Origin of the sequence: Bradyrhizobium sp. STM 3557 (genome assembly GCF_045571465.1) — a bacterium.
Lineage (GTDB): Bacteria > Pseudomonadota > Alphaproteobacteria > Rhizobiales > Xanthobacteraceae > Bradyrhizobium.
Window position 1 is genome coordinate 7,720,744 of the sequence record NZ_CP120697.1, and the last position, 25,656, is coordinate 7,746,399.

Genomic DNA, 25,656 nt, shown 5'->3' on the forward strand with positions numbered 1-25,656 from the left:
AGCGTTCAGCATCTCGCTCGGCTAACGAGGGCCGGTCGCTCCCTCATCCCTTGTCTCAGCCGGGCTTCTGAATTACGCCTGAAGTGCAACTGACCGGAGCCGATGCCGGCACCAACCAAACGGGGGAAGCTCGATGCGGTGCCAGACCGCCTCGCGATGCCGCGACACACCCTGCCTTTCCCAAGCATTCCTTCGAGCCTGAGCGACGGACCATGCCCATGACCGACACTCCCGTAATCATTGCCGGTGGCGGCATCGGCGGTCTCGCCACCGCGCTCACGCTGCAGCAGATCGGTGTGCCCTGCGTGGTCTATGAAGCCGTGCGCGAGATGCGCCCGCTCGGCGTCGGCATCAACCTGCAGCCGAACGCGGTGCGCGAGCTGTACGACCTCGGCATCGGCGCTGATGAGCTCGATCAGGTCGGCGTGCCCGCCAAGGAGTGGGCACTGGTCGGCCTGAACGGCAACGACATCTATTCCGAGGCGCGCGGCTTGCTCGCCGGCTATCACTGGCCGCAATATTCCGTGCATCGCGGCAAGCTGCATTTGCTGCTCTACCGCAAGCTGGTCGAGCGCGCCGGCGCGAGCGCCGTGCGGCTTGGCAGCCGCGTCACGGGCTATGAGACGAATGCGGACGGCACGGTGACGGCCTGGGTCGAGCATGCCGATGGATCGCGCATCGCGTGCGCGGTCGGCTCCTGATCGGCGCCGACGGCATCCACTCGGCGATCCGCGCGCAGATGCATCCCGCGCAGCCGCCGATCCATTGGGGCGGCGCCGTGATGTGGCGCGGCGTCACCTGGGCGAGACCGATCCGCACCGGCGCCTCCTTCGTCGGGCTCGGCACCCATCGCCATCGCGTCGTCCTCTATCCGATCTCGCATCCCGATCCCAAGACCGGCCTCGCGCTGATCAACTGGATCGCCGAGGTCACGATGGACAATACGGAGGGGTGGAAGCAGACGGGCTGGTTCAGGCAGGTGCCGGTCAGCGACTTCGCGCATCACTTTGCGGGCTGGACCTATGACTGGCTCGACGTGCCGGCGCTGATCGCAGGCAGCGACGGCGCCTATGAGAACCCGATGATCGATCGCGATCCAGTCCCGAGCTGGGTGGACGGCCCGGTGGCGCTGCTCGGCGACGCCGCGCATGCGATGTATCCGACCGGCTCGAACGGCGCGAGCCAGGCCATCGTCGACGCCCGCGTGCTCGGCGCAGCGATGCTTGAGCACGGCGTCACGCCGGCGGCGCTCGCGGCCTATGACGAGAAACTGTGCGGCCCGATCTCGCAAGTGATCCTGCGCAACCGCGGCGCCGGCCCGTTCGGCCTGCTGAACATGGTCGACGAACGCTGCGGCGGCACATTCACTGATATCGACGATGTCATCCCGCCGGCCGAGCGCGATGCCTTCATGGCCGGCTACAAGAAGGCGGCAGGCTTTGCCATCGAGCAGCTCAACGCCGCACCGCGGACGATTGCGGAAGGGGCAAGGGTGGACACGGCCAAGGCCGCCTAATCCAAACTCGCTGTCGTCCCGGGCAAGCACGGCGACGCAAAAGCGTCGCTGTGCGCCGACCCGGGACCCATACTCACCGGCGGATATGAGCAGGCGCGCCGGAGCTACCAGCGTGCATCAACATCGTCCTGTGGTTATGGATCCCGGTGTTCGCCGGGATGACAGTGGTGGTTTGCCGGCCGCTCGGCTAACCCAATCGCGCGGTCAGTAGCCCGGATGAGCGAAGCGACATCCGGGATGTGATTTCCCCGCGTGTCGCTTCGCTCACGCGGGCTACGTACTGGCGCTCGCAATGAGGGCGCAGCGATCCGGGCTGCGCCTTACGCGTACCGGCCGTGGCAGTGCTTGTACTTCTTGCCGGAGCCGCAGGGGCAGTCCTCGTTGCGGCCGACCTTGCCCCAGCTCGTCGGATCGTTCGGATTGCGCGCGACGGCGGTCGCCGTGTCGGCCTGCGGTGCCAGCGAGACGTTGGCGAACGCCAACTCGTCGACGCCGGTGTTCGGATCGGCGTGATGCACCTGCATCGGCGGCAGCACCTGCTGCTGCTCCTCAGGCGGCACGATCTCCACCCGCATCAGCTGCGCGGTGACAGCCTCGCGCAGGTGAGCGATCATGGTCTCGAACAGCGTGAAGGCTTCCGACTTGTATTCCTGCAGCGGATCGCGCTGGCCATAGCCGCGCAGGCCGATCACCTGGCGCAGATGATCAAGCATGATCAGATGCTCGCGCCAGAGATGGTCGAGCGTCTGCAACAGGATGGTCTTCTCGACGTAGCGCATCACGTCGGGGCCCCATTGCGCGACCTTGGCTGCCATGCGCTCGTCGACCTTCGTCTCGATGCGGTTCAGCAGCTCCTCGTCGGCGATGCCCTCTTCTTTTGCCCATTCGTCGACCGGCAGGTCGACATCGAGCACACGCCTCAGCTCGTCCTTGAGCCCGGCGACATCCCACTGCTCGGCATAGGCGTGCTCGGGCACGTGCTTGGCGACGAGGTCCTCGACGAAAGCATGGCGCATGTCGGTGACCGTCTCGGCCACGCTCTCGTCCCTCATCAGCTCGATGCGCTGCTCGAAGATCACCTTGCGCTGGTCGTTCTGGACGTTGTCGAACTTGAGCAGGTTCTTGCGGATGTCGAAGTTGCGCGCCTCGACCTTCTGCTGCGCCTTCTCCAGCGCCTTGTTGATCCAGGGATGGATGATGGCCTCGCCTTCCTTCAGGCCGAGCCGGGTCAGCATGCTGTCGAGCCGGTCGGAGCCGAAGATCCGCATCAGGTCGTCTTCCAGCGACAGGAAGAACTTCGAGCGGCCGGGATCGCCCTGACGGCCGGAGCGGCCGCGCAGCTGGTTGTCGATGCGGCGGGACTCGTGACGCTCGGAGCCGATGATGTAGAGGCCGCCCGGCTTGACCACGGTCTTGGCCGGCTTGTTGCCCTTGGCGGGCTCGATCTCGACCGTCTCCTCCGCCTTCAGCACGATGTCGCGGAAACGGGCGATGTCGGCCTTGATCTGCTCGACCTTGGCAGCCTTTTCGGCCTCGTCGGTCATCCCAGCCGTCTCCTGCTGGATGCGCATCTCCAAGGAGCCGCCGAGCTTGATGTCGGTGCCGCGGCCAGCCATGTTGGTCGCGATTGTAATCGCGCCGGGAACGCCGGCCTCAGCGACGATGTAGGCTTCCTGCTCGTGGAAGCGCGCGTTCAGCACCGCGAACAGCTTGGCAGGCTTGCCGGCGCGGGCCGCGGCATAGAGCTTGTCGAGCGCGCCTTCCTTGCCGAAATCGATCTGCTTGTAGCCGTGCTGCTTGAGGAAGGCCGCCAGCACTTCCGACTTCTCGATGGAGGCCGTGCCGACCAGCACCGGCTGCAGCCGCGCGTTGGCCCGCTCGATCTCGGCGAGGATCGCGCCGTACTTCTCCTGCTGGGTGCGGTAGACCTCGTCGTCCTCGTCGAGACGCGCCACCGGCAGGTTGGTCGGGATCTCCACCACCTCTAACTTGTAGATGTCGAACAGCTCGTCGGCCTCGGTCGCGGCCGTGCCGGTCATACCGGCGAGCTTCTCATACATGCGGAAGTAGTTCTGGAAGGTGATCGAGGCGAGCGTCTGGTTCTCCGGCTGGACCGGCTGGTGCTCCTTCGCCTCCAGCGCCTGGTGCAGGCCTTCCGAATAGCGCCGGCCCGGCATCATGCGTCCGGTGAACTCGTCGATGATGACCACTTCGCCGTCTCGGACGATGTAGTCCTTGTCGCGGGTGAACAGCGTGTGCGCGCGCAGCGCCTGGTTGATGTGGTGGACGATGGAGACGTTCTCGACGTCGTAGAGCGACTCGCCCTTGAGCTGGCCGGCGTCGCGCAGCAAGGTCTCGATCTTCTCCATGCCGGCTTCGGTCAGCGTCACCGTGCGCTGCTTCTCGTCGACCTCGTAGTCGGACTTGTCGAGCCGCGGCACGAAGGTGTCGATGGTGTTGTAGAAGTCCGAGCGGTCGTCGAGCGGGCCGGAGATGATCAGCGGCGTGCGCGCCTCGTCGATCAGGATCGAGTCCACCTCGTCGACGATCGCGAAGTAATGCGGCCGCTGGACCATGTCCTCCAGCCGGTACTTCATGTTGTCGCGCAGATAGTCGAAGCCGTATTCGTTGTTGGTGCCGTAGGTGATGTCGCAGGCATAGGCCGCCTTGCGCTCGGCATCGTCGAGCCCGTGGACGATGACGCCGGTGGTCAGGCCGAGGAAGCCGTAGATCTGGCTCATCCAAGCAGCGTCGCGGCGGGCGAGGTAATCATTCACCGTCACGACATGGACGCCCTTGCCGGCCAGCGCGTTGAGATAGACTGCGAGCGTGGCGACCAGGGTCTTGCCTTCGCCGGTCTTCATCTCGGCGATGTCGCCCTCGTGCAGCACCATGCCGCCGATCAGCTGGACGTCGAAATGGCGCTGGCCGAGGGTGCGCTTGGCGGCCTCGCGGACGGTGGCGAAGGCCGGCACCAGGATGTCGTCGAGCGTCTTGCCCGCGGCGAGCTGGGCCTTGAACTCGGCGGTGCGGGCCTTCAGCGCCTCGTCCGAAAGCGCCGCGAGCTCGCCCTCCAGGGCATTGATGGCGCTGACCCGGGCCTGGTAACCCTTGATCCGCCGGTCGTTGGCGGAGCCGAAGAACTTGCGGGCGAGCGCGCCGATCATGCCGAAATCCTGCCTATGTAAGTGTCTGCGTAGCCGTAATCGTTAGGTCCGGCCCGCCGTTCCCGCTGTGACGCACCGCAACACCGGCCGACCTGCCCTCACGTCTGGAGCCGGGCGGCTTCGCCAAGTGGGTGGGAATTGAGCAAGCCAAGGTTCAACGGCCAAAAACGCAGCGAAATGAGCGTGATCGCCCCTGAAGCGACCGGGGAGAGATATGGCTGGGGGGAATGCTTGTCAACGGCACCGGAACGGCCGCAACAGGGGGTTAACCTGACGCCGATTTCACGAAATTGACAGACTTTTCGCGTTGCCAAGCGGTAGTGATTGGGCGAGTGTCCGCCCCGCCCAGAGGACCTCCTACGTCCCTCGCTTAAGACAAGGATTTTGCATGACGACCTCGTTCCCGGTAACGAAGACCGGACAGCGTTTCAGCCTCGCCACCGCGCTCGCCGGCTGCCTCGCGCTGTCCCTGATCGCCGGCCCCGTGCGCGCGGCCGAAGACGCCAATCCGGTGCTCGCCAAGGTGAACGGCGCCGAGATCCGCAAGAGCGACGTCGCGCTCGCGGAAGAGGAGCTCGGACCGAGCCTCGCCCAGATGGACCCGGCGAGCAAGGACGAGAACGTGCTGTCGTTCTTGATCGACATGAAGCTCGTCTCAAAGGCGGCCGAGGACAAGAAGGTCGCCGATAGCGAGGAGTTCAAGAAGCGCCTGAACTTCACCCGCAACCGCCTCCTGATGGACAGCCTGCTCGCCAGCGAGGGCAAGGCTGCGACCACCGACGATGCGATGAAGAAGGTCTATGACGAGGCCTCCAAGCAGATCGGCGGCGAGCAGGAAGTCCGCGCCCGCCACATCCTGGTCGAGAGCGAGGACGACGCCAAGGCCGTCAAGGCCGAGCTCGACAAGGGCGCCGATTTTGCCGAGCTCGCCAAGAAGAAGTCCAAGGACCCCGGCGCCTCCGACGGCGGCGACCTCGGCTTCTTCACCAAGGAGCAGATGGTGCCGGAATTCGCCAACGTCGCCTTCGCGCTGGAGCCGGGCAAGATCTCCGATCCGGTGAAGACCCAGTTCGGCTGGCACATCATCAAGGTCGAAGAGAAGCGCAACCGCAAGCCGCCGGAATTCGACCAGGTCAAGAGCCAGATTGAGACCTATGTCGCCCGCAAGGCTCAGGCCGATTATGTCGCCAAGCTGCGCGAGGGCGCCAAGATCGAGCGCACCGCCGATGCGGGCAAGCCGGCCGACGCGGCCGCCAAGCCGGCGGATGCGAAGAAGTAAGAGACGGACGACGTCAGACCTGACGCGAGACGCGTCATCGGTTCGTCATAATGAGTATCGCCCCGGCCCCGCGCCGGGGCTTTTTTTTGTAACGTCGGCGCGTCACAAATGGTGTCGTCCCGGCCCTTGAGCCGGGACCCATACCGCGTGATGTCTGAAACAGGCACGCGGCGAGTACCGCGCACAATCATCAGGTCCTGTGGTTATGGATCCCTGCTTTCGCAGGGATGACAGCGATTTTTAGATCAAACACTGTGGCAACTCACATGGCCGTCGTCCCGGGCAAGCGCCCAGCGCGCGGAGCCGAGACCCACACCGCGTAATACCTAAAACGGGCACGCAGCCAGTACCACGCACAATCATCAGATCCTGTGGTTATGGATCCCGCGTTCGCGGGGATGACATCGGAAGATGTGGCACCCTCTCCCACCGCCACAGCGAAGGTGATACAGAGCGCTTCCTTTTGCTCGATTGCCGGAAGCCAAAGATGTCCTCAGCCGTTTCTCCGCTCGCTCCGACCGAAGTGCCTGACATGCCCGCGATTGCGGGCGTGAGGCTCGCTACCGCGGCCGCTGGCATCCGCTACAAGAACCGCACCGACGTGCTGCTGGCGCTGCTCGATCCCGGTACGACCGTCGCGGGCGTGTTCACCAAATCGAAGTGTCCGTCCGCCCCGGTTGAATGGTGCCGCGCCAAGCTGAAGGGCGGCAAGGCGCGCGCGCTGGTGGTCAATTCCGGCAATGCCAACGCCTTCACCGGCAAAACCGGCAAGCAGTCCACCGCGCTGACCGCGCAGATCGCCGCCAAGGCCGCCGGCTGCAAGCAGGACGAGATCTTCCTCGCCTCGACCGGCGTGATCGGCGAACCGCTCGACGCCACCAAATTCAACGGCGTGCTGGAGCAGCTGGCCGACGCAGCCGAGCCGGCGAACTGGATGGAAGCCGCCCGCGCCATCATGACCACCGACACTTTCCCGAAGGTGGCGACCGCGACCGTCAAGCTCGGCAAGGCCAAGGTGAATATCTGCGGCATGGCCAAAGGCGCCGGCATGATCGCGCCGGACATGGCGACGATGCTGTCCTTCATCTTCACCGATGCGCCGATCTCGGCCCCGGCGCTGCAGGCCCTGCTCAAGGCCGGCGTCGCGGATACCTTCAACGCGGTGACGATCGACGGCGACACCTCGACCTCGGACACGCTGCTCGCCTTCGCCACCGGTGCTGCCGCCGATAATGGCGCGCCGAAGATCAGCCGCGCCAGCGACCCGCGCCTGAAGGCGTTCGTGAAAGCATTCAACCAGGTGCTCGCCGACCTTTCCGAGCAGGTGGCGCGCGACGGCGAAGGCGCGCGCAAGCTGATCGAGATCATCGTCGAGGGCGCCAAGACCAAGCAGTCGGCACGCAAGATCGCGATGTCGATCGCCAATTCGCCGCTGGTGAAGACCGCGGTCGCCGGCGAGGACGCCAATTGGGGCCGGGTGGTGATGGCGGTCGGCAAGGCCGGCGAGCCGGCCGACCGCGACAAGCTCTCGATCGCCTTCAACGGCATCCGCGTCGCCACGAAGGGCGCGCGCGACCCGTCCTATGACGAGCAGGAAGTCTCCGCCGCAATGAAGCAGCCGGAGATCCAGATCAAGGTCGCCCTTGGCCTCGGCAAGGGCAAGGATCGCGTGCTGACCTGCGACCTCACCAAGGAATATGTCGCGATCAACGGCGACTACCGGTCGTGATCACCGCGACAGGCCGTCATTGCGAGGAGCACAGCGACGAAGCAATCCAGAGTCGCGCGCGTGGCCCTGGATTGCTTCCGCCTCCGCCCTCTGGGCTTGGGCGGACACGTCGCTGCGCTCGCAATGACGGGTTCGGAGACCTCTGAGCATGGCCGAACTCAAGCTCATTCTCGTCGTCGCCTGCGCGCTTGTTGATGCGGACAAGCGCGTGCTGCTGGCGCAGCGGCCGCCCGGCAAGTCGATGGCGGGCTTGTGGGAATTTCCCGGCGGCAAGATCGAGCCTGGCGAGCGGCCGGAAACAACGCTGATCCGCGAGCTGCATGAGGAGCTTGGCATCACCGTCGCCGAGCCATGCCTCGCGCCGCTGACCTTCGCCAGCCACGCCTATGAGACGTTTCATCTCTTGATGCCGCTCTATATCTGCCGCCGCTGGGAGGGCCAGGCCATCGCGCGCGAAGGCCAGACATTGGCCTGGGTGCGGCCTAACAAATTGCGCGACTATCCGATGCCGCCGGCGGACATCCCGCTGATCCCGCATCTGATGGATTTGCTGATGTGACGAACAGGTGATCGCTTGTTCGTCATTCCGGGGTGGTCCGAAGGACCAGACCTCCGACAGCCCTACTCATTCTTCTTCGCCGCCCTCACCGCCTCTTCCAAACTCGCCTTCGCCGAACCGGGCCGCAGCGGCTTCTGCTGGCTCTCATGCGGCGCCCAGCCCGACAGCCAGATGATATCGAAGGTGGCGCGGATGCGGCCATCCTGGTCGGCAAAGCGCTCGCCATAGATCTCTGCCATGCGCAGCATGGTGGCGCGACGCGTCGGCGCCCGGCGCCGCTCGACCAATACGTTGGTGGCGCCCATGCGCCTGAGATCCTGCATCAGGCCGAACACATCGGCATAGCGCACCACGACGCGGTCCACATCGGTCACCGGCAGCGCAAATCCCGCCCGCTGCAGCAGACCGCCGACATCGCGCAGATCGGCAAACGGCGCCACCCGCGGCGACACGCCGGCCTCGCATTCGGCTTCCGCCGCAGCAAAGCTCTGCCGCAGCTCGGTCAGCGTGTCGCCGCCGATCATCGCGGCCAGCAAGAAGCCATCGGGCCGCAGGGAACGGCGGATCTGCGCCAGCAGGCCCGGCAGATCATTGACGAACTGGAAGGCCAGCACGGAGAGCGCCAGATCGAGCGATTGCGGCGTCACAGCCAGCTCTTCGTCGCCGTTCTGCGGGGCCGTCAGCCGCGTGAACGTCCTGAAGTGCGTCGCAAGCACCGCTTCGAGCGCACCGCTTGGGGTCCACAAATCGGCAACGTCCGCGAAGTCGCGCTTCACAGCCGCGATCCGATCGGTCATGTCGTCGATCACGCGGTCGAGGAGAAAAGTCTCCGGCACGCGCGCCGCCCGACGCTGTCTTTGGGCCAGCAATGCGCGATCGAACAGGACGGGAGTGGTGGGGGCGTTCATGGCCGCTGGTTACGCCGATCTCATGTGGCGAGCAACCGGCCGCTTGAGCGCAAGCCCTCACGGCGCTAGCCTTCAACGCATGCAGGCCGACTTCGCTCCTCCGCGTTCCCTGACGTCGCACATGCGCGCGGCCACCGGCCTGGTGCGCACGACCTGCGTGCATCTGGCAAAACTCGCGCTCGACATCGCGCTGCCGACGCTCTGCATCGCTTGCCGCGAGCCGGTCGACGGCGAAGGTGTCTGCGCCGCCTGCTGGGGCAAATTGTCGTTCATCGAGCGTCCCTATTGCCCGAAACTCGGCATTCCCTTCGTCTACGATCCCGGCCCCGATCTGCTGTCGATGGAGGCGATCGCGAGCCCGCCGGCCTATGCGCGGGCGCGGCCGCCGTGCGCTATGACGACATCGCCCGCACGCTCGTCCACGCGCTGAAATACCAGGACCGCACCGACCTGGCGCCGATCATGGGCCGCTGGATGGCACGCGCCGGCCGCGAACTGCTCGAGAGCGCCGATGCGCTGATTCCGGTGCCGCTGCATTGGCGGCGCAGCTTCAGCCGTCGCTACAATCAATCCGGCGCGCTCGCGCGGGTGATCGCGCGCCAGAGCGGCGTGATGCTGCGATCTGACGCACTGCGCCGGGTCCGGTCGACGGAACAGCAGGTCGGGCTCTCCCGCAGCCAGCGCGCCAGCAACGTGCAGGGTGCCTTCCAGGTATCGGCCGACCGCCTATCGGATGTGCAGGGCCGGCGGATCGTGCTGGTGGACGACGTGCTGACGACAGGGGCAACGCTCGATGCCTGTGCACGGGCGCTGCTGCGCGCCAAAGCGGCGCAGGTCGATGTGCTGGTCTTCGCCCGGGTTGTGGATGCCCCCCGCCCTCCCATATAATCCGCTGACTCCATTAACAATTGAGCGCGAGATGACCGCCGCCATCGAAATCTACACCCGGCCCGGCTGTGGCTATTGCACGGCCGCCCGATCGCTGCTGACCCGCAAAAAGGCTGTCTTTACCGAATATGATGCGGGCAAGGACCCATCATTCCGGCAGCAGATGTATGACCGCGTCGGCCCGGGCTCGACCTTTCCGCAGATCTTCATCCGCGGCACGCACATCGGCGGCTGCGACGATCTCTATGCGCTCGACCGCGCCGGCAAGCTCGACGCCATGCTCGCAAGCGAGGGGGTCGCATCATGAGCACTGACCGCAGCTTCACAGCCGCCATGGTGCAGATGCGCACGGGCCTCCTACCCGAGCCCAGCCTCGCGCAGGCAACCCGGCTGATCCGCGAAGCGGCGGCGCAGGGCGCCGACTATGTGCAGACGCCTGAAGTCAGCAATATGATGCAGCTCAATCGGGCCGCGCTGTTCGAGCATCTGAAAAGCCAGGACGAGGATGCCTCGCTGAAGGCCTATCGTGCGCTCGCCGCGGAGCTGAAGATCCATCTGCATGTCGGCTCGCTGGCGCTGCGCTTCTCGGAGGAGAAGGCGGTCAACCGCTCGTTCCTGATCGGGCCGGAGGGCGACATCCTCGCGAGCTACGACAAGATCCACATGTTCGACATCGATCTTCCGGGCGGCGAGAGCTACCGCGAATCCGCCAACTACCAGCCTGGCGAGACCGCCGTGATCTCCGACCTGCCCTGGGGCCGGATCGGGCTGACCATCTGCTACGACGTGCGCTTTCCTGCGCTCTACCGTGCGCTCGCGGAAGCCGGCGCTTCCTTCATCACTGTGCCATCGGCCTTCACGCGCAAGACCGGCGAGGCGCATTGGCACACGCTGCTGCGGGCGCGCGCCATCGAGACCGGCTGCTTCATCTTCGCGGCGGCGCAGTGCGGCTTGCACGAGAACAAGCGCGAGACTTTCGGCCATTCGCTGATCGTCGATCCCTGGGGCGAGGTGCTTGCCGACGGCGGTACCGAACCGGGCGTGGTGCTCGCCCGCATCGATCCCTCACGCGTCGAGACCGCGCACAAGGCGATCCCGTCGCTGCAGCATGGCCGCCGCTTCGGCATGGCCGATCCGAAGGCCGGGCCTGACTATCTGCACCTGGTGCGAGGATCGGCATGATCCGCTACGCCCTGCGCTGCGAACGCGATCACACCTTCGAAAGCTGGTTCCAGAGCTCCTCGGCCTACGAATCCCAGGTCAAGCGCAAGCTGGTGGAATGCCCCTCCTGCGGTTCGACCAAGGTCGAGAAGGCGATCATGGCGCCGCAGATCGTCAGCAAGAAGGGCCGCGAACTGGCGCGCGTCCCGGCCGCGCCGGAGCCTGCGGGGCCAGCCGGACCGCAATCGCTGATGATGGCGCAGGAGCGTGAGCTGCGCGCCAAGCTGAAGGAGCTGCGCGACCATATCGTCAAAAACGCCGACAATGTCGGCGAGCAGTTCCCGAACGAGGCGCGCAAGATGCATTACGGCGACATCGAGCACCGGCCGATCTATGGCGAGGCCTCGCTGCAGGAAGCGCGCGAGCTGGTCGAGGAAGGCATCGAAGTCGCGCCGTTGCCGGTGCTGCCGGACGATAGGAATTGACGCGCAGCGAGTCATTCCGCGCACGTAATTTCCGTCATTGCGAGCGAAGCGAAGCAATCCAGCGCCCCACATACGATTCTGGAGTGCTTCGTCGCTTACGCTCCTCGCAATGACGATGGAGAGACCGAAGCAAATTCGATCGGGTAGAACCCATAAATGTCTCCCCTCTCCTCCTCCTGGCAACTCTGGGCTCTGCTCTCCGCTCTGTTCGCGGCACTGACCGCGATCTTCGCCAAAGTTGGCGTCGAGGGCATCAATTCCGATCTCGCCACCTTGATCCGCACCGCCATCGTGCTGATGACGCTGGCGGCGATCCTGTTCGTGACCGGCCAGCTCACCAGTCCCGGTCCGATTCCGACGAAGAGCTGGTTGTTCCTGGTGTTGTCGGCGCTCGGCACCGGCGCCTCCTGGCTGTGCTATTTCCGCGCGCTCAAGCTCGGTCCCGCGACCCTGGTCGCGCCGATCGACAAGCTCAGCGTGGTGCTGGTCGCGCTGTTCGGCACGGTTTTTCTCGGCGAGCGCCCATCATTGCAAGGCTGGATCGGCATCGCGCTGATCGCGAGCGGCGCAGTGCTGATCGCGATCAAGGCCTAGAGCCTTTTCCGTTCCGATCGTATCGGAACGGAGGCTCTAGCTTCTTGTCTTGACGCGTTCTCTTAACGCGAACCGGTATCCACTTCGCTTGAAAACGCTCCAGCCATCAGGCAGCGATCAGCAGCGCCACGCCGGCGACGATCAGCACGATGCCGGAGATCTCACGGAGCGAAGCCGGCTGCTTGAACGAGTAATACGACACGCCTTGCGCGAACAGCACCTCGACCAGCGCCAGCGTGCGCACATTGCCGGCCGCGGTCAGTGCGAACGCCAGGAACCAGAACTGCGACGAGAAGGCACCGACGAAGCCCGCGAGCATCGACGGCCGCCACAGCGCCAGGATCGCCTTGAGGATGCGCGGCGCGCGCGCCAACAGATAAATCGTCAGCAGCAGCGTTTGCAGGAACAGGCCCCACACCAGCGTGGTGGTCGCGGCGGTGACGAAGGAGACGCCCTCGACCGTGATGATGGCGCCGCGATAGCCGACCGCCGAAAGCGCAAAGGCCGCCGCTGCAGCGAGACCGATCGCCGTGGGCTTCAGCTCAGCAAAGCCCTTCTCGCCGCCAGGCCGCAGCGCTGTGATGATCACGCCGATCGTCGCGATCAGGATCGCGACCACCTTCATCACGGACAACGGATCGCCGAGGAAGACGAAGCCGAAGACGGCGGTCTGAATCGCTTCCGTTTTCAGATAGGCGGTCGTCACCACGAAGGAGCGATCGGTCATCGCGAGCAGCATCAGCCCGGTGCCAATGATCTGGCAGAGCGCGCCGAGCAGCAGCCAGGGCCAGAACGCGAAGGGCGGCCACGGCAGCGGATCGCCTGAGGCGAGCAGCACGAGGCCGAGAAACAGCAGCGAGAACGGGAAGCCGAACAGGAAGCGGATGTTGGTCGCACCCCAGGTGCCGAGCTTCGCCGTCAGCGACCGTTGCATCGCATTGCGCGCAACCTGGCCGGCGGAAGCGACCAGCGTGAAGGGAATCCAGAGCGTGGTGATGGAGACCATGAGGCGATTGGGCGGCAGGAGTACCGCGCCACCGTGCCCGGTGCGCATCGCGCGGTCAACAGCAACGGCGCATGCCGGGATTGCGACGGGGCAATAGACCGGCGGATTCGTTTGCATTTATGGTAGAACGGCGCTGCGCAAACGGTGTCGTCCCTGCGAACGCAGGGACCCATAACCACGGGCTTCAGTTATTTTGGACAAATCCATCCGCGCGACGGTACGACCATGTACTATGTCTATATTCTCGCGAGTGGTCGTTACGGCACGCTGTATATCGGCGTGACCAACTCAATTCAGAAACGGCTTGAGCAGCATCGCAACGGCCAAGGCTCGCTGTTCGTCAAAAAATATGGAGTCTTTCGCCTGGTTTGTATCGAGACATACGACCGGGCCGAAGAAGCCATTACGCGTGAGAAACAGCTCAAGCGCTGGAAGCGTGATTGGAAGATCGAGTTGATCGAGCGGGATAACCTCGAATGGCGCGACTTGAGCGATCTGATCGTTTGATACCGCGCCCGAAACTGCCTGCTTTGATTATGATCCTCGTGTTTGCGGGGATGACATCGTTGAATCAAATACTGCGGCAACGTACATGACTGTCGTCCCGGGCAAGCGCGTAGCGCGCCGACCCTGGACCCATACCGCGTGATCGCGGGAACAGGCATGCGGCCAGCACCGATCGCAACGATTAAATCCTGTGGCTATGGGTCCCTGCGTTCGCAGGGACGACAGCGTCTATGTGGTCGCAGGTGCGATCAAAGCGACCATAGAAAACGGGATCAAAAAGACGTCAGGCGAGCGAAAAACAGCTACACCATCTGCTCGGCCACCACCATGTAGTTGACGTCCATGTCGGACGACAGGCTCCAGCGGTCTGCAAAGGGGCTGTAGACCACGCCGGTCTGCTCGGTGATGACGAGGCGGTTGTCGAGCAGGTATTTGGTGAGCTCGTCCGGCGTGACGAACTTGCTCCATTGATGCGTGCCGCGCGGCAGCCAGCGCAGCACATATTCGGCGCCGACGATGGCGAGCGCAAAGCTCTTCCAGTTGCGGTTCAAGGTCGAGGCCACCAGCATTCCGCCGGGCTTGAGCATGGCGGCGCAGCGCGACACGAACGCCCCGATGTCGGCGACATGCTCGACCACCTCCATCGCCAGCACGATGTCGAAGCGCTCCCGCGGGTCCATCTCCTCGATGGTGGTGCAGCGATAGTCGATCGACAAATGCCCCTTTTCGGCGTGCAGCCGGGCGGCGGCGATGTTGCTCGCGGAAGGGTCGACGCCGATCACCTGCGCGCCAAGCCGGGTGAACGGCTCGCACAGCAGGCCCGCGCCGCAGCCGATGTCGAGCATGCGCAGGCCGGAGAGGCAATTGAGGCTCTTCGGGTTGCGCTCGAACTTGCGGCAAGCGGCATCGCGGATGTAGGCGAGCCGCAGCGGATTGATCTGGTGCAAGGGTGCCATCTTGCCCTTGGGGTCCCACCAGGTCTCCGACAGTTTTGAGAATTTAGCGATCTCGGCGGGGTCCACCGTCGAACCGGCCGTGCTGGCGCGGGAGTCACCGGGCATCGTCATCACCTCTCCGTCTCGCTAGCGGGCAGTGATGGCGTTGCGGAACGCCAGAGGAGAAGCGATCGTCTGAATCGTCTGTCGTCCCTCTCCGACGCCCAGGATTGTGACATCGCCATAATCGAGAATGCGTCCCGAGATGCTCTGATCGACATCAACGCTCTCGATCTTGTCCAGGGCCATCTCGAACGTCTTGCGGGTGATGAAGCCGGTCTTGTGCACGACCCGGCGATTGGTGACGTCGGTCTCGGTGGTCAGCCGATGGAACCAGGCTTTAACGGTCCAGTACAGCGCCGCGATCGCGACCACCGCAGCGGCTGCAAGGCACAGCAAGACGAGACTGTCGGCCGTGGTCAGGCGTGACAGCACCAGCAGGCCTGCGGCCACCAGCCAGGCCGCAATTGCCGGGAGATAAAAGACCCAATGCGCATTGGTCGAATACAGCACCTTCTCCCCGGGCTGCAGGATCTCGTCGATATACCGCCCCATACCTCGCCTCTGACACCAAACCCTTGCTTAGGAACCCGCTTGCCCCCGGCCGCGGCGCTATGTATACGCGCGTTTCGGCTGGCGCGCCTCCTGCTTTCGCGCGAGGTGGCCAATTTATCCTTCTTCAGGGAATGAGCGCGTCGTCATGGGTCGCCTCGTGCTGAAATTCGGCGGCACATCCGTCGCCAACATCGACCGTATCCGCAACGTCGCGCGCCATGTGAAGCGCGAGGTCGATGCGGGCCACGAGGTCGCGGTCGTCGTGTCAGCGATGTCCGGCAAGACCAACGAGTTGGTCGCCTGGTGCACGGAGGCCTCGCCGCTGCATGATGCCCGCGAATATGACGCCGTGGTGGCGTCGGGCGAGCAGGTCACCTCCGGCCTGCTTGCGATCGTGCTGCAAAGCATGGGCATCCAGGCCCGCTCCTGGCAAGGCTGGCAGATCCCGATCAAGACCAGCGATGCGCATGCTTCCGCCCGCATCCTCGAGATCGACGGCTCCGAGCTGATCCAGCGCTTCAAGGAGCGCAAGGAGGTCGCCGTCATCGCCGGCTTCCAGGGCATCAGCCCCGAGACGGGCCGAATCACCACGCTCGGCCGCGGCGGCTCCGACACCTCGGCGGTCGCGATCGCAGCTGCCGTGAAGGCTGACCGCTGCGATATCTACACCGATGTCGACGGCGTCTACACCACCGATCCGCGCGTGGTGCCGAAGGCCAAGCGGCTCGACAAGATCGCCTTCGAGGACATGCTGGAGCTGGCCTCGCAGGGCGCCAAGGTTTTGCAGGTACGCTCCGTGGAACTCGGCATGGTGCACAACATGCCGATCTTCGTCCGCTCCTCCTTCGACAAGCCTGAAGACATCGATCCCCATGCCAACCAGCCGCCGGGCACGCTGATCTGCAGCGAGGAACACATCATGGAAAGCCACGTCGTCACCGGCATCGCCTTTTCGAAGGATGAGGCGCAGATCTCGGTCCGTCAGATCGCCGACAAGCCCGGCGTTGCGGCGTCGATCTTCGGCCCGCTGGCGGATGCCAACATCAATGTCGACATGATCGTGCAGAACGTTTCGGAGGACGGCAAGACCACCGACCTCACCTTCACGGTGCCGGCCGCCGATTACAATCGCGCCCGCGAGACGATCTCCGCATCCAAGGACAAGATCGGCTACCAGCGGCTGGATACCGCGACCGATGTCGCGAAGGTCTCGGTGATCGGGAGCGGCATGCGCAGCCATGCCGGCGTGGCCGCCAAGGCATTCAAGGCGCTTGCCGAGCGCAGCATCAACATCCGCGCCATCACCACCTCCGAGATCAAGTTCTCGGTGTTGATCGATGCCGCCTATACCGAGCTTGCGGTCCGCACGCTGCATACGCTCTACGGACTGGATCAAGTCTAGGAGAAAATTCTCCCTCCCTCGCGCGAGCTCCGGCTGCCGGGGTCGCCGGTCTCGCACACGGTATTCATGGGCCGCACCGAAAGCCGTTGAGCTTTCCGGTGATGGCAGGCCTTTTGCTTGGCAAAACAAGCCCCAATTCGCTATACGGCCTGTCAGGATTGCTGCTGCGGGTGGAACCCGAGCAGAGGTTGTCCTGATTTGGGCCGGCACCTGGGGCGTGCGGCGACCCAGATTAAGAAAGCCGTTGCATGTCCAGAGCTTAGCGCCAGACTTCCGGCTGCCGGCCGGACTGGCCCCAGGAAGGGGATTGTGCCACATGCGAAGCGCGTCGGGAGGCCCCCGCGTCTTGCTCAGACGGCTTCGCGAAACCATGGCGGAGCAGGTCTCGGCGCAGGAACGCCTGGACAAGATCGTGGTGCTGATCGCCGCCAACATGGTGGCGGAGGTCTGCTCGGTCTATGTGCTGCGCGTCGACAATACGCTGGAGTTGTATGCCACCGAGGGCCTGAACCGCGACGCGGTCCATAGGACGGTGCTGAGCGCGCATGAGGGTCTGGTCGGTCTCGTCGCCAGCGAGGCGACGCCGCTGAACCTCAGCGACGCGCAGAGCCATCCGGCATTCTCTTACCGCCCGGAAACAGGCGAAGAAATCTATCACTCCTTCCTCGGCGTGCCGGTGCTCCGCGCCGGCAATACGCTCGGCGTGCTGGTGGTGCAGAACCGCGCCAAGCGCACCTATGTCGAGGAAGAGGTCGAGGCGCTGCAGACCACGGCGATGGTGCTCGCCGAGATGATCGCCTCCGGCGAGCTTGCGGCGCTGGCGCAGCCCGGCGCCGAGCCCGCGGCGCGGCACTCGATCCACAAGACCGGCTCCATCCTCTCCGACGGCATCGCGCTCGGCCATGTCGTGCTGCATGAGCCGCGCGTTGTCGTGAACAACTACATCGCCGAGGACCTGCCGAAGGAGATCAAGCGGCTCGATGCCGCGCTGGCGAAGCTGCGATCCGATCTCGACCGCCTTCTGGAGCGCGGCGACGTCGCCGAGGGTGGTGAGCATCGCGACGTGCTCGAAGCCTATCGCATGTTCGCCAACGACCAGGGCTGGTCGCACAAGCTGCAGGAGGCGGTGGCCACCGGCCTCACCGCCGAGGCCGCGGTGGAGCGCGTGCAGTCCGACACCCGCGCCCGCATGCTGCGCTCGACCGACCCGTATTTGCGCGAGCGCCTGCACGACCTCGAGGACCTTGGCTATCGCCTGCTGCGCCAGCTCGTCGGCCAGGATCACGCGCCCTCGCGCGAGCAGCTGCCCGACAACGCCATCCTGATCGCGCGCGCGATGGGGCCGGCGGCGCTGCTCGACTACGACCGCAAGCGGCTGCGGGGCCTGGTGCTGGAGGAAGGCACCGCCAACTCGCATGTCGCGATCGTGGCGCGCGCGCTCGGCATTCCCGCGGTCGGCGAAGTGCCGAACGCGCCCGGTATCGCCGATCCCGGTGACGCCATCATCGTCGACGGCACCTCGGGCTCGATCTATGTGCGCCCTTCGGCCGAGATCGAATCGGCCTATGCCGAGCGGGTGCGCTTCCGCGCCCGCCGCCAGGCGCAATATCTCGAGCTGCGCGAGAAGCCCTGCATCACCAAGGACGGCCAGCCGGTCGAGCTGATGATCAATGCCGGCCTGGTCATCGACCTGCCGCATATCGAGGACACCGGCAGCGCCGGCATCGGCCTGTTCCGCACCGAATTGCAGTTCATGGTGAGCCCGAGCCTGCCGCGCTCCAGCGACCAGCTCGCGCTCTATCGCACGGTGCTCGACGCCGCCGGCAACAAGCCCGTCACCTTCCGCACGCTCGACATTGGCGGCGACAAGGCGCTGCCCTATATGGAGACCGTGATCGAGGAGAACCCGGCGCTTGGCTGGCGCGCCATCCGGCTCGGGCTCGACCGGCCGGGCCTGCTGCGCGGGCAGATCCGGGCGCTGTTGCGGGCCGGCGGCGGCCGCGCGCTGCGCATCATGTTCCCGATGATCTCGGAGGTCTCGGAGTTCGACACCGCGAAGGCCATCGTCGAGCGCGAGCTGACCTATTTGCGCCAGCACGGTCACACGCTGCCGGAGCGGATCGACGTCGGCACCATGCTGGAAGTGCCGGCGCTGCTCTATCAGCTCGACGAGCTCCTCACCAAGGTCGACTTCATCTCGGTCGGATCCAACGACCTGTTCCAGTTCCTGTTCGCGGTCGACCGCGGCAACGCCAAGGTCTCGGAACGGTTCGACACGCTGTCGGTGCCGATCCTGCGGGCGCTGCGCGACATCGTCCGCAAGTCGCAGGCCGCGAAGAAGTCGGTCTCGCTGTGCGGCGAGATGGCCTCCAAGCCCATCGGTGCGCTGGCGTTGATCGCGCTCGGCTATCGTTCGTTGTCCTTGTCTGCAACCGCGCACGGCCCGGTCAAGGCGATGGTCCTGGAGCTCGACGCGGGGAAGGCCGAGGCGCGGATGAACGAGCTGCTCGCCGCGCCTTCCGGCAGCCTCTCGATCCGGCAGAAGCTGACCGAGTTTGCCGAGGCCGAAGGCTTGCCGTTGTAGCGTGGCTTGCCGGCCATCTCGCTCGTCCGCTCCGTTCCCCTGAATTTGCCCGCTTGAGATTTTTCGATGTCGTCGCTGCCCGAAGCCAAACTGGACGTCCTGCTCGCGCACCACGCCTCGCTCGAGGCGGAGCTGCTCGGCCAGGTCAATTCCGACAAATATGTCCAGATCACCCGCGAGCTCGCCGAGCTCAATCCGCTGATCGAGGCGGTGAAGGCGTATCGTGCAGGTGTCAAAGAGCTCGCCGACACCGAGGCGTTGATCGCAGACCCCGCAACGGATGCCGAGATGCGCAGCATGGCCGAGGCCGAGCGCGAGGAGCTGATCGCGCGCCGCGGCGAGCTGGAGCAGCAGATCCGCGTCGCGCTGCTCCCCAAGGACGCGATGGACGATCGCAACGTCGTCTTGGAAATCCGCGCCGGCACCGGCGGCGACGAAGCCTCGCTGTTCGCCGGCGACCTGTTCCGGATGTATGAACGCTTCGCCGCCTTGCAGGGCTGGAAAGTCGAGGTGATCTCGGCAAGCGAAGGCACCGTCGGCGGCTACAAGGAGATCATCGCCGAGGTGCAGGGCCGCGGCGCGTTTGCGAAACTCAAATTCGAATCCGGCGTGCACCGGGTGCAGCGCGTGCCAGATACCGAGACGCAGGGCCGTATCCACACCTCCGCGGCGACGGTGGCGGTGCTGCCCGAGGTCGAGGATGTCGACGTCGACATCAAGAACGAGGACCTGCGCATCGAGACCATGCGCGCGCAGGGCGCCGGCGGCCAGCACGTCAACAAGACGGAATCGGCGATCCGCATCACCCATCTGCCGACCGGCATCGTGGTGATGATGCAGGACAGCCGCTCGCAGCACAAGAACCGCGCCTCCGCCATGAACATCCTGCGCTCGCGCATCTACGACGCCGAACGGCAGCGCGTGGATGCGGCGCGCTCGGCCGACCGCAAGGAGAAGGTCGGCTCAGGCGATCGCTCCGAGCGCATCCGCACCTATAATTTCCCGCAAGGACGCGTCACCGACCACCGCATCAACCTCACGCTCTACAAGCTGCCCCAGGTGATATCAGGCGAAGCCCTGGGCGAATTGATCGACGCGCTGACCACCGAGCATCAGGCCGCTCAGCTCGCCGCACAAGGTGCGGCGGCGTAATGTCTGAGATGTCGTCTCGGGGAAACGAGGCGCAGCGAGCGCGACGCCGCTTCCATACATACGGTGTCGTCCCGGCGAACGCCGGGACCCATAACCACAGGTGCTCTTGGTGGGCACGACGACGGAGCGACAAGCTCGCTTTCCATCTTCTGACGGTGGCTATGGGTCCCCGCGTTCGCGGGGACGACACCGAGAACGTACCGCCAGCTCGGGCTGCATCATGAGCGACGCCGCTGTGAACATCGACCAGGCGCGCCGCGCGCTCACCACACGCTTTGCGGCAGCCGGCCTCGATTCGCCCGAGATCGATGCACGGATGCTGATGGGAGCCGCGCTGCAGCTCGATCTCACCGGACTGGTCACGCAAGGCGCGCGCAGCCTCAGCGCGGAGGATTCGGCCCGGCTTGATGCACTGGCACAGCGCCGGCTCGCGGGCGAGCCGGTCGCACGCATTCTCGGCGCCAAGGAATTCTGGGGCCTGGCGTTCAAGCTCTCGACCGAAACACTGGTGCCGCGGCCGGACACCGAGACCGTGGTCGAGGCAGCGCTCGATCACGTTCGCGGAACGGGATCGGTCAACGATCCCCTGCGCATTGCCGATCTCGGCACTGGCTCCGGCGCGATCCTGCTGGCGCTGCTCTCCGAGCTGCCGCAGAGCTTTGGCATCGGCACCGACATCAGCGTCGGTGCGCTGCGCACTGCACGCGACAATGCTGTCGCGCTTGGGCTCGGCGACCGCGCGGCGTTCGTCGCCTGCTCTTACGCGTCCGCGCTGTCTGGCCCGTTCGATCTGGTCGTCTCCAATCCGCCCTACATCCCCGGGGGCGACATCGCGGGCCTCGCGATCGAGGTCCGCGCGCACGATCCGGCGCGCGCGTTGGACGGAGGCGCTGACGGACTCGACGCTTATCGCGCCCTGATCCCGCAGGCGGCCGCCCTGCTGCGCCCGGGCGGCGCGGTGGCGGTCGAGGTCGGCCAGGGCCAGGCAGGCGATGTTGAAGGCCTGATGACAGACGCGGGATTTACCGCAGATTTAACCATGATAAGGGCTGACCTCGCCGGGATCCCCCGGGTCGTTTTGGGTCGAAAAAAGCCCATATAAAGCCAAAGTGAGGCGTAAAAACCTCTTGGAATCATCCCCCGGAGCGACTACGTTTCCTTCCGACAGCATCGGCGCAGGCCCCGTAGACGGCTACGGATCACGAGCTTGGAAGAGCCGCGCCGGGCGATAGGTTCCAGAACGCAGGTCCGTTGAGCGCGATGGCCCAGAGGGCTGCGCAGCTCGCGACTGCAGAGCGAACGAAAGCCTGATTTTGCGCTTGACGTATGACGTGAAGAAACTGGGTCTGCCTTGGCGGGATCTGTCCTGGCAGGCAGCATGACATGGTTCGCCGGCATTTGGGCTGGCGGGTGGGGAACGCGTGTTGAGCGCGCTTTGTCGAGATAATCGACTGTCGATCAAATCGGCATGGGTCGGATTGCACACGGGGATCGCGCCGAGAATCGCACCTTGGCGCGTGGAGCCCGAGCGACCTGCTTTGGCATCACGGTGACAATTCACGGCGGCACTTCAGAATTCCTAACGTAGGGTTGGAATAAAGGCAGGACATGAGAAACGGTCAAAACAACAAGCGGATGCGCAACCGCAATAACGGCGGTAATAATAACCGGCGCGGCCAGAACCCGCTGACCAGGGTGTTCGAGTCGAACGGGCCGGACATCAAGATCCGCGGCACTGCCTCCCACGTCGCCGAGAAATACGTCCAGCTTGCGCGCGATGCCCGCTCGTCCGGCGATCCGGTCGCAGCCGAGAACTACTACCAGCATGCCGAGCATTACTTCCGCCTGATCGCCGCCGCGCAGGAGCAGTTCCGCCAGAATCAGCCGCAGCCGCGCAACATCGACGATGTGCCGTCGCCGGATGATCTCGACGATGACGGCGAAAGCTTCTCGAATTTCGGCCAGGAGCCGGGCTTCGTTCCGGTGCAGCAGCAACCCCAGCCCTATATGCGCGACCGCGAGGGCCGTGATCGTGACGGCCGGGATCGCGATGGCCGTGATCGTGACAATAGCCCGCGCGAGCATCAGCGGGATCGCGATCGCGACAATCAACCCTACCAGCGTGACCAGCAGCAGCCGCGCGAGCATCGCGAACCGCGTGAGCCCCGCGAAGGTCGTGAGCCGCGCGAACACCGCGAACCACGCGAGGTTCGCGAGCGTCCGCAGCCGCAATACCAGCCGCAGCCGCAACCCCAGCCCGTCATCGCCGAGTCCAGCGTCGACCGTCTGCCGTCCTTCATCACCGGGCCGCAGCCGCAGATCACTAATGCACCGGCCGCCTTCGAGGGTGGCGGCGAACGCTATCCGCGCCGGCGCCGCCGTCCGCATGGGCCGCGCGCGGAAGCCGCAGCCGCTCCGGCACCGGCCCCCAGCGAAGACTTCAATCCCGGCGAATAATCGCGCCTGCCAGCATCAACAGGCGGGTCGGCAGGACATGCCGCCCGCCTTTTTTGTTGCGCCAAATTCTGCAAGCCGGGCTGCTGTCAGACAGGGGTCAAGTCGGCGTGGTACGCGGGCAGGCCATGACCTATGTCCCGCTCGCGATCGCGATTCTCGCCGAGGTGTTCGCGACCACCGCCCTGAAACTATCCGACGGCTTCAGCCGCCCGGCCTGGGCCGCGCTGACCCTGGCGTTCTATGCCATCGCCTTCTACTGCCTGTCGCTGGCGCTGAAGAGTATGCCGACCGGCGTCGCCTATGCGATCTGGTCCGGCGTCGGCATCATCCTGATCTCGCTGTTCGCCTGGCTGTCGCGCGGCGAGCGGCTGGACCTGCCGGCCATGATCGGCATGACCTTCATCATCACCGGTGTCGTCGTGATGAACCTGTTCTCCGGCGCGTCCGCGCAGTAGCATAAAATCGGATGGAAGAACTTGGCGCCGCAGCGCTCTTGTGAGCCAAATGAAGGATCTTGCGGCGCATTCAGTGCCAACCTCGCCCCGCTTGCGGGAGAGGGAGCACACCGCCTTCCGGGCAACAGCTTCGCAGCTTATTTGCCGCCGCCCTCGGCTTCGCGACGCGAAGTCGGCGAGGGCACCAGCACCGGCTCGAGCCTTGGGATCAGTCTGACGCGCTCCCGCCGGGCCGGACTGACACGATAGACCTGCTTGGTAGCCTCGACGATGTGCACGCCGGCGAAGGGCAGTGACAGGGCTGCTCCCACGCGTTCCCAGGCCAGGGCCGAACGGAGGAACCAGCTGCCGGCGACCGGCGGCATGAACAGCGCCTCGCCCCAGGCGGTCGGCGTGAACCAGGCCTGCCGTAACAGCTCCGTAATCTGCGAGCGCGAATAGGGCCGGCCGTGTCCGAACGGCGTGCTGTCGGTGCGCGTCCACACCCCGCGCCGGTTCGGGATCACGATGATCATACGACCCGAGGGCGCCATCACCCGCCATACTTCGCGCAACAGCCCGGCAGGATCGTCCGACAGCTCCAGCGCATGCACCAGCAGGATGCGATCGATCGCCGCATCCGGCAGCGGCAGCGCATATTCATCGACCAGCGAGGCCAGCGTCGGCCGTGCGGTCGGCCATTTCAGCACGCCTTGCGCCGCCGGCATGAAGGCGATGCAGCGCTCGGAATCCTCGCGAAACAGGCCGAGATAGGGCGTGGGATAGCCGACGCCGAGTACGCGCTGGCCCCGTGCGCTCGGCCAACGCGCCCGGATGCCGCGATTGATCAAGCGCCGCGCGACAATGCCGAGGTGCTGCGAATAGAAGTCGCGGAGATCGATGACGTCCATAGGTGCAATGTAGCATGATGCGAGCGCTGTCTGCCCGGGGAAGATGGCGTTGCGCCGGACGCATTAACGCCATATCTCTCGGACACGTGCGCGGCACCCGACCCAATGCCGCACCCGCTCCCGCCGATGGAGACATCATGGCCGCCGAGATCCGCGCCTTTCCCTGCCTGTCCGACAATTTCGGCTATCTGATCCACGATCCCGAGACCGGCGCCACCGCCTCGGTCGATGCGCCGGAGGCGGCGCCGATCATCCGCCAGCTCGACGCCGAAGGCTGGCAGCTCACCGACATCCTGATCACCCACCACCACCACGACCATGTCGGCGGCGTCGCCGAGCTGAAGCAGACATATGGCTGCCGCGTGGTGGCGCCGCATGACCGGACGACCGGCATTGCCGCTGTCGACCAGCGCGTCGCCCATGGCGATATCGTCAAGGTCGGCAATCTGCTGGCGCGTGTGCTGGAGACGCCCGGCCATACGCTCGACCACATCTCCTACGTGTTCGACAGCGAGAAGGCGCTGTTCGCTGCCGATACGCTGTTCTCGATCGGCTGCGGACGGGTGTTCGAGGGCACCTATCCGATGATGTGGGACTCGCTACTCAAGCTGCGCGCCTTGCCGGACGACTTCCGTCTCTACTGCGGCCACGAATACACCGCGTCGAACGTCAAGTTCGCGCTCACGGTGGAGCCCGACAACGAGGCGCTGAAGGCCCGCGCCGAAGAGGTGACCCGGCTGCGCGCGGCGGGCCAGCCGACTATTCCTTCGCTGCTCGGCCACGAGAAGAAGGCCAACGTGTTCCTGCGCGCCGATGATCCGGCGGTCGCGATCAAGCTGCACATGAAGGGGGCGAGCCCCGAGCAGGTGTTCGCCGAATTGCGCGAGCGCAAGAACAAGTCCTGAGCAGATGGCCATGCATGCCCTATCGGCTGCCGAGATCATCGCGCAGCTCGGCCTGACGCCGCACCCCGAAGGCGGGCACTATCGCGAGACATTTCGCGACAGCCGCACCGATGCTGCGGGTCGCGCTGCTTCGACCTTGATCTACTTCCTTCTGGCGCGCGGTGAGCGCTCGCACTGGCACCGGGTCGATGCCGCCGAGAGCTGGCACTATTACGCAGGCAGCGCCCTCATTTTGCGGATCGCCGAGGACGGACAGCCGCCGCGAACGGTCACGCTCGGCATCGATCTTGCGGCCGGCGAACGGCCGCAGGCGGTCGTCCCCGCCCGCGCCTGGCAATCGGCCGAGACCACCGGCGAGTGGACCCTGGTCGGCTGCACCGTCGCACCGGGCTTCGAGTTCGCTGGCTTCGAGCTGGCGCCAAAGGGATGGGAGCCGGGCGGCTAGGACACCGATTCCATGAA

The 25,656-nt window shown here is 65.2% G+C and carries 22 protein-coding genes and 2 pseudogenes; 18 read left to right on the top strand and 6 right to left on the bottom strand.

Annotated elements, in window-relative coordinates; translation table 11 throughout:
- Positions 1-218 precede the first annotated feature (218 nt).
- Positions 219-1,516: pseudogene (locus P6U24_RS35630) on the top strand (flavin-dependent oxidoreductase).
- 320 nt (positions 1,517-1,836) lie between these two features.
- On the opposite strand, the gene secA reads toward P6U24_RS35630, so the two are convergent.
- A complete protein-coding gene (secA, locus tag P6U24_RS35635) occupies positions 1,837-4,683 on the bottom strand; it encodes a preprotein translocase subunit SecA (protein WP_407157046.1) in 2,847 nt (948 codons plus the stop codon).
- A gap of 388 nt (positions 4,684-5,071) precedes the next feature.
- Here secA and P6U24_RS35640 point away from each other — a divergent pair, with 388 nt between their 5' ends.
- The 3 genes from P6U24_RS35640 to P6U24_RS35650 all read left to right on the top strand — a co-directional run bounded on the left by P6U24_RS35640 (position 5,072) and on the right by P6U24_RS35650 (position 8,250).
- On the top strand, positions 5,072-5,962 hold the full coding sequence (locus tag P6U24_RS35640; RefSeq protein WP_407157047.1) for a peptidylprolyl isomerase: 891 nt from the start codon (positions 5,072-5,074) through the stop codon (positions 5,960-5,962).
- Between the two features lie 487 nt (positions 5,963-6,449).
- Positions 6,450-7,691, top strand: coding sequence for a bifunctional glutamate N-acetyltransferase/amino-acid acetyltransferase ArgJ (gene argJ / locus P6U24_RS35645; protein ID WP_407157048.1), 1,242 nt, complete (start codon positions 6,450-6,452; stop codon positions 7,689-7,691).
- 148 nt (positions 7,692-7,839) lie between these two features.
- Positions 7,840-8,250: a (deoxy)nucleoside triphosphate pyrophosphohydrolase gene (locus P6U24_RS35650; protein WP_407157049.1), complete on the top strand. Its 411-nt coding sequence runs from the start codon at positions 7,840-7,842 to the stop codon at positions 8,248-8,250.
- A 62-nt stretch (positions 8,251-8,312) separates the two neighbouring features.
- Here the strand turns inward: P6U24_RS35650 and P6U24_RS35655 are convergent, their stop codons facing one another.
- Positions 8,313-9,158: a methyltransferase domain-containing protein gene (locus tag P6U24_RS35655; RefSeq protein ID WP_407157050.1), complete on the bottom strand. Its 846-nt coding sequence runs from the start codon at positions 9,156-9,158 to the stop codon at positions 8,313-8,315.
- Positions 9,159-9,237: 79 nt separating this feature from the next.
- Here P6U24_RS35655 and P6U24_RS35660 point away from each other — a divergent pair.
- The 5 genes and pseudogenes from P6U24_RS35660 to P6U24_RS35680 all read left to right on the top strand — a co-directional run bounded on the left by P6U24_RS35660 (position 9,238) and on the right by P6U24_RS35680 (position 12,286).
- Positions 9,238-10,046: pseudogene (locus P6U24_RS35660) on the top strand (ComF family protein).
- Positions 10,047-10,077: 31 nt separating this feature from the next.
- Positions 10,078-10,353 carry a glutaredoxin 3 gene (grxC, locus tag P6U24_RS35665; RefSeq protein WP_407157051.1) on the top strand — a complete coding sequence of 92 codons (276 nt, stop codon included), beginning with the start codon at positions 10,078-10,080 and terminating at the stop codon, positions 10,351-10,353.
- Positions 10,350-11,228: a carbon-nitrogen hydrolase family protein gene (locus tag P6U24_RS35670; protein ID WP_407157052.1), complete on the top strand. Its 879-nt coding sequence runs from the start codon at positions 10,350-10,352 to the stop codon at positions 11,226-11,228. Before grxC ends, P6U24_RS35670 begins: the two co-directional genes overlap by 4 nt.
- On the top strand, positions 11,225-11,692 hold the full coding sequence (locus P6U24_RS35675; RefSeq protein WP_407157053.1) for a DUF1178 family protein: 468 nt from the start codon (positions 11,225-11,227) through the stop codon (positions 11,690-11,692). Before P6U24_RS35670 ends, P6U24_RS35675 begins: the two co-directional genes overlap by 4 nt.
- 156 nt (positions 11,693-11,848) lie before the next feature.
- Positions 11,849-12,286: an EamA family transporter gene (locus tag P6U24_RS35680; RefSeq protein ID WP_407157054.1), complete on the top strand. Its 438-nt coding sequence runs from the start codon at positions 11,849-11,851 to the stop codon at positions 12,284-12,286.
- A gap of 106 nt (positions 12,287-12,392) precedes the next feature.
- Here P6U24_RS35680 and P6U24_RS35685 read toward each other — a convergent pair whose 3' ends face one another.
- Positions 12,393-13,292 (bottom strand): EamA family transporter, encoded by a 900-nt coding sequence (locus P6U24_RS35685; RefSeq protein WP_407160710.1) that lies wholly within the window; start codon positions 13,290-13,292, stop codon positions 12,393-12,395.
- Between the two features lie 225 nt (positions 13,293-13,517).
- Here P6U24_RS35685 and P6U24_RS35690 point away from each other — a divergent pair, with 225 nt between their 5' ends.
- Positions 13,518-13,799 (top strand): GIY-YIG nuclease family protein, encoded by a 282-nt coding sequence (locus P6U24_RS35690; RefSeq protein ID WP_407157055.1) that lies wholly within the window; start codon positions 13,518-13,520, stop codon positions 13,797-13,799.
- 302 nt (positions 13,800-14,101) lie between these two features.
- Here P6U24_RS35690 and ubiG read toward each other — a convergent pair whose 3' ends face one another.
- Together ubiG and P6U24_RS35700 are read right to left on the bottom strand one after the other, a co-directional pair.
- Entirely contained in the window at positions 14,102-14,860 is a 759-nt protein-coding gene (ubiG, locus tag P6U24_RS35695; protein ID WP_407160711.1) for a bifunctional 2-polyprenyl-6-hydroxyphenol methylase/3-demethylubiquinol 3-O-methyltransferase UbiG, read from the bottom strand.
- Positions 14,861-14,881: 21 nt separating this feature from the next.
- Positions 14,882-15,349 (bottom strand): PH domain-containing protein, encoded by a 468-nt coding sequence (locus P6U24_RS35700; RefSeq protein WP_407157056.1) that lies wholly within the window; start codon positions 15,347-15,349, stop codon positions 14,882-14,884.
- 145 nt (positions 15,350-15,494) lie between these two features.
- On the opposite strand from P6U24_RS35700, the gene P6U24_RS35705 reads away from it, so the two are divergent.
- From P6U24_RS35705 to P6U24_RS35730, 6 genes are all read left to right on the top strand, one after another.
- Positions 15,495-16,751: an aspartate kinase gene (locus tag P6U24_RS35705; RefSeq protein WP_407157057.1), complete on the top strand. Its 1,257-nt coding sequence runs from the start codon at positions 15,495-15,497 to the stop codon at positions 16,749-16,751.
- A 316-nt stretch (positions 16,752-17,067) separates the two neighbouring features.
- Entirely contained in the window at positions 17,068-19,335 is a 2,268-nt protein-coding gene (ptsP, locus tag P6U24_RS35710; protein WP_407157058.1) for a phosphoenolpyruvate--protein phosphotransferase, read from the top strand.
- Between the two features lie 66 nt (positions 19,336-19,401).
- On the top strand, positions 19,402-20,487 hold the full coding sequence (gene prfA / locus P6U24_RS35715; protein ID WP_407157059.1) for a peptide chain release factor 1: 1,086 nt from the start codon (positions 19,402-19,404) through the stop codon (positions 20,485-20,487).
- A gap of 220 nt (positions 20,488-20,707) precedes the next feature.
- Entirely contained in the window at positions 20,708-21,589 is an 882-nt protein-coding gene (gene prmC / locus P6U24_RS35720) for a peptide chain release factor N(5)-glutamine methyltransferase (RefSeq protein WP_407157060.1), read from the top strand.
- Positions 21,590-22,095: 506 nt separating this feature from the next.
- On the top strand, positions 22,096-22,944 hold the full coding sequence (locus tag P6U24_RS35725; RefSeq protein ID WP_407157061.1) for a DUF4167 domain-containing protein: 849 nt from the start codon (positions 22,096-22,098) through the stop codon (positions 22,942-22,944).
- 125 nt (positions 22,945-23,069) lie between these two features.
- Complete coding sequence (locus P6U24_RS35730) at positions 23,070-23,399, top strand: DMT family transporter (protein ID WP_407157062.1); 330 nt, start codon at positions 23,070-23,072, stop codon at positions 23,397-23,399.
- Positions 23,400-23,536: 137 nt separating this feature from the next.
- Here the strand turns inward: P6U24_RS35730 and P6U24_RS35735 are convergent, their stop codons facing one another.
- On the bottom strand, positions 23,537-24,289 hold the full coding sequence (locus tag P6U24_RS35735) for a class I SAM-dependent methyltransferase (RefSeq protein WP_407157063.1): 753 nt from the start codon (positions 24,287-24,289) through the stop codon (positions 23,537-23,539).
- Positions 24,290-24,426: 137 nt separating this feature from the next.
- Here P6U24_RS35735 and gloB point away from each other — a divergent pair, with 137 nt between their 5' ends.
- Together gloB and P6U24_RS35745 are read left to right on the top strand one after the other, a co-directional pair.
- Positions 24,427-25,194, top strand: coding sequence for a hydroxyacylglutathione hydrolase (gloB, locus tag P6U24_RS35740; protein WP_407157064.1), 768 nt, complete (start codon positions 24,427-24,429; stop codon positions 25,192-25,194).
- 10 nt (positions 25,195-25,204) lie between these two features.
- Positions 25,205-25,639 (top strand): cupin domain-containing protein, encoded by a 435-nt coding sequence (locus tag P6U24_RS35745; RefSeq protein WP_407160712.1) that lies wholly within the window; start codon positions 25,205-25,207, stop codon positions 25,637-25,639.
- The last annotated feature ends 17 nt before the right edge of the window (positions 25,640-25,656 follow it).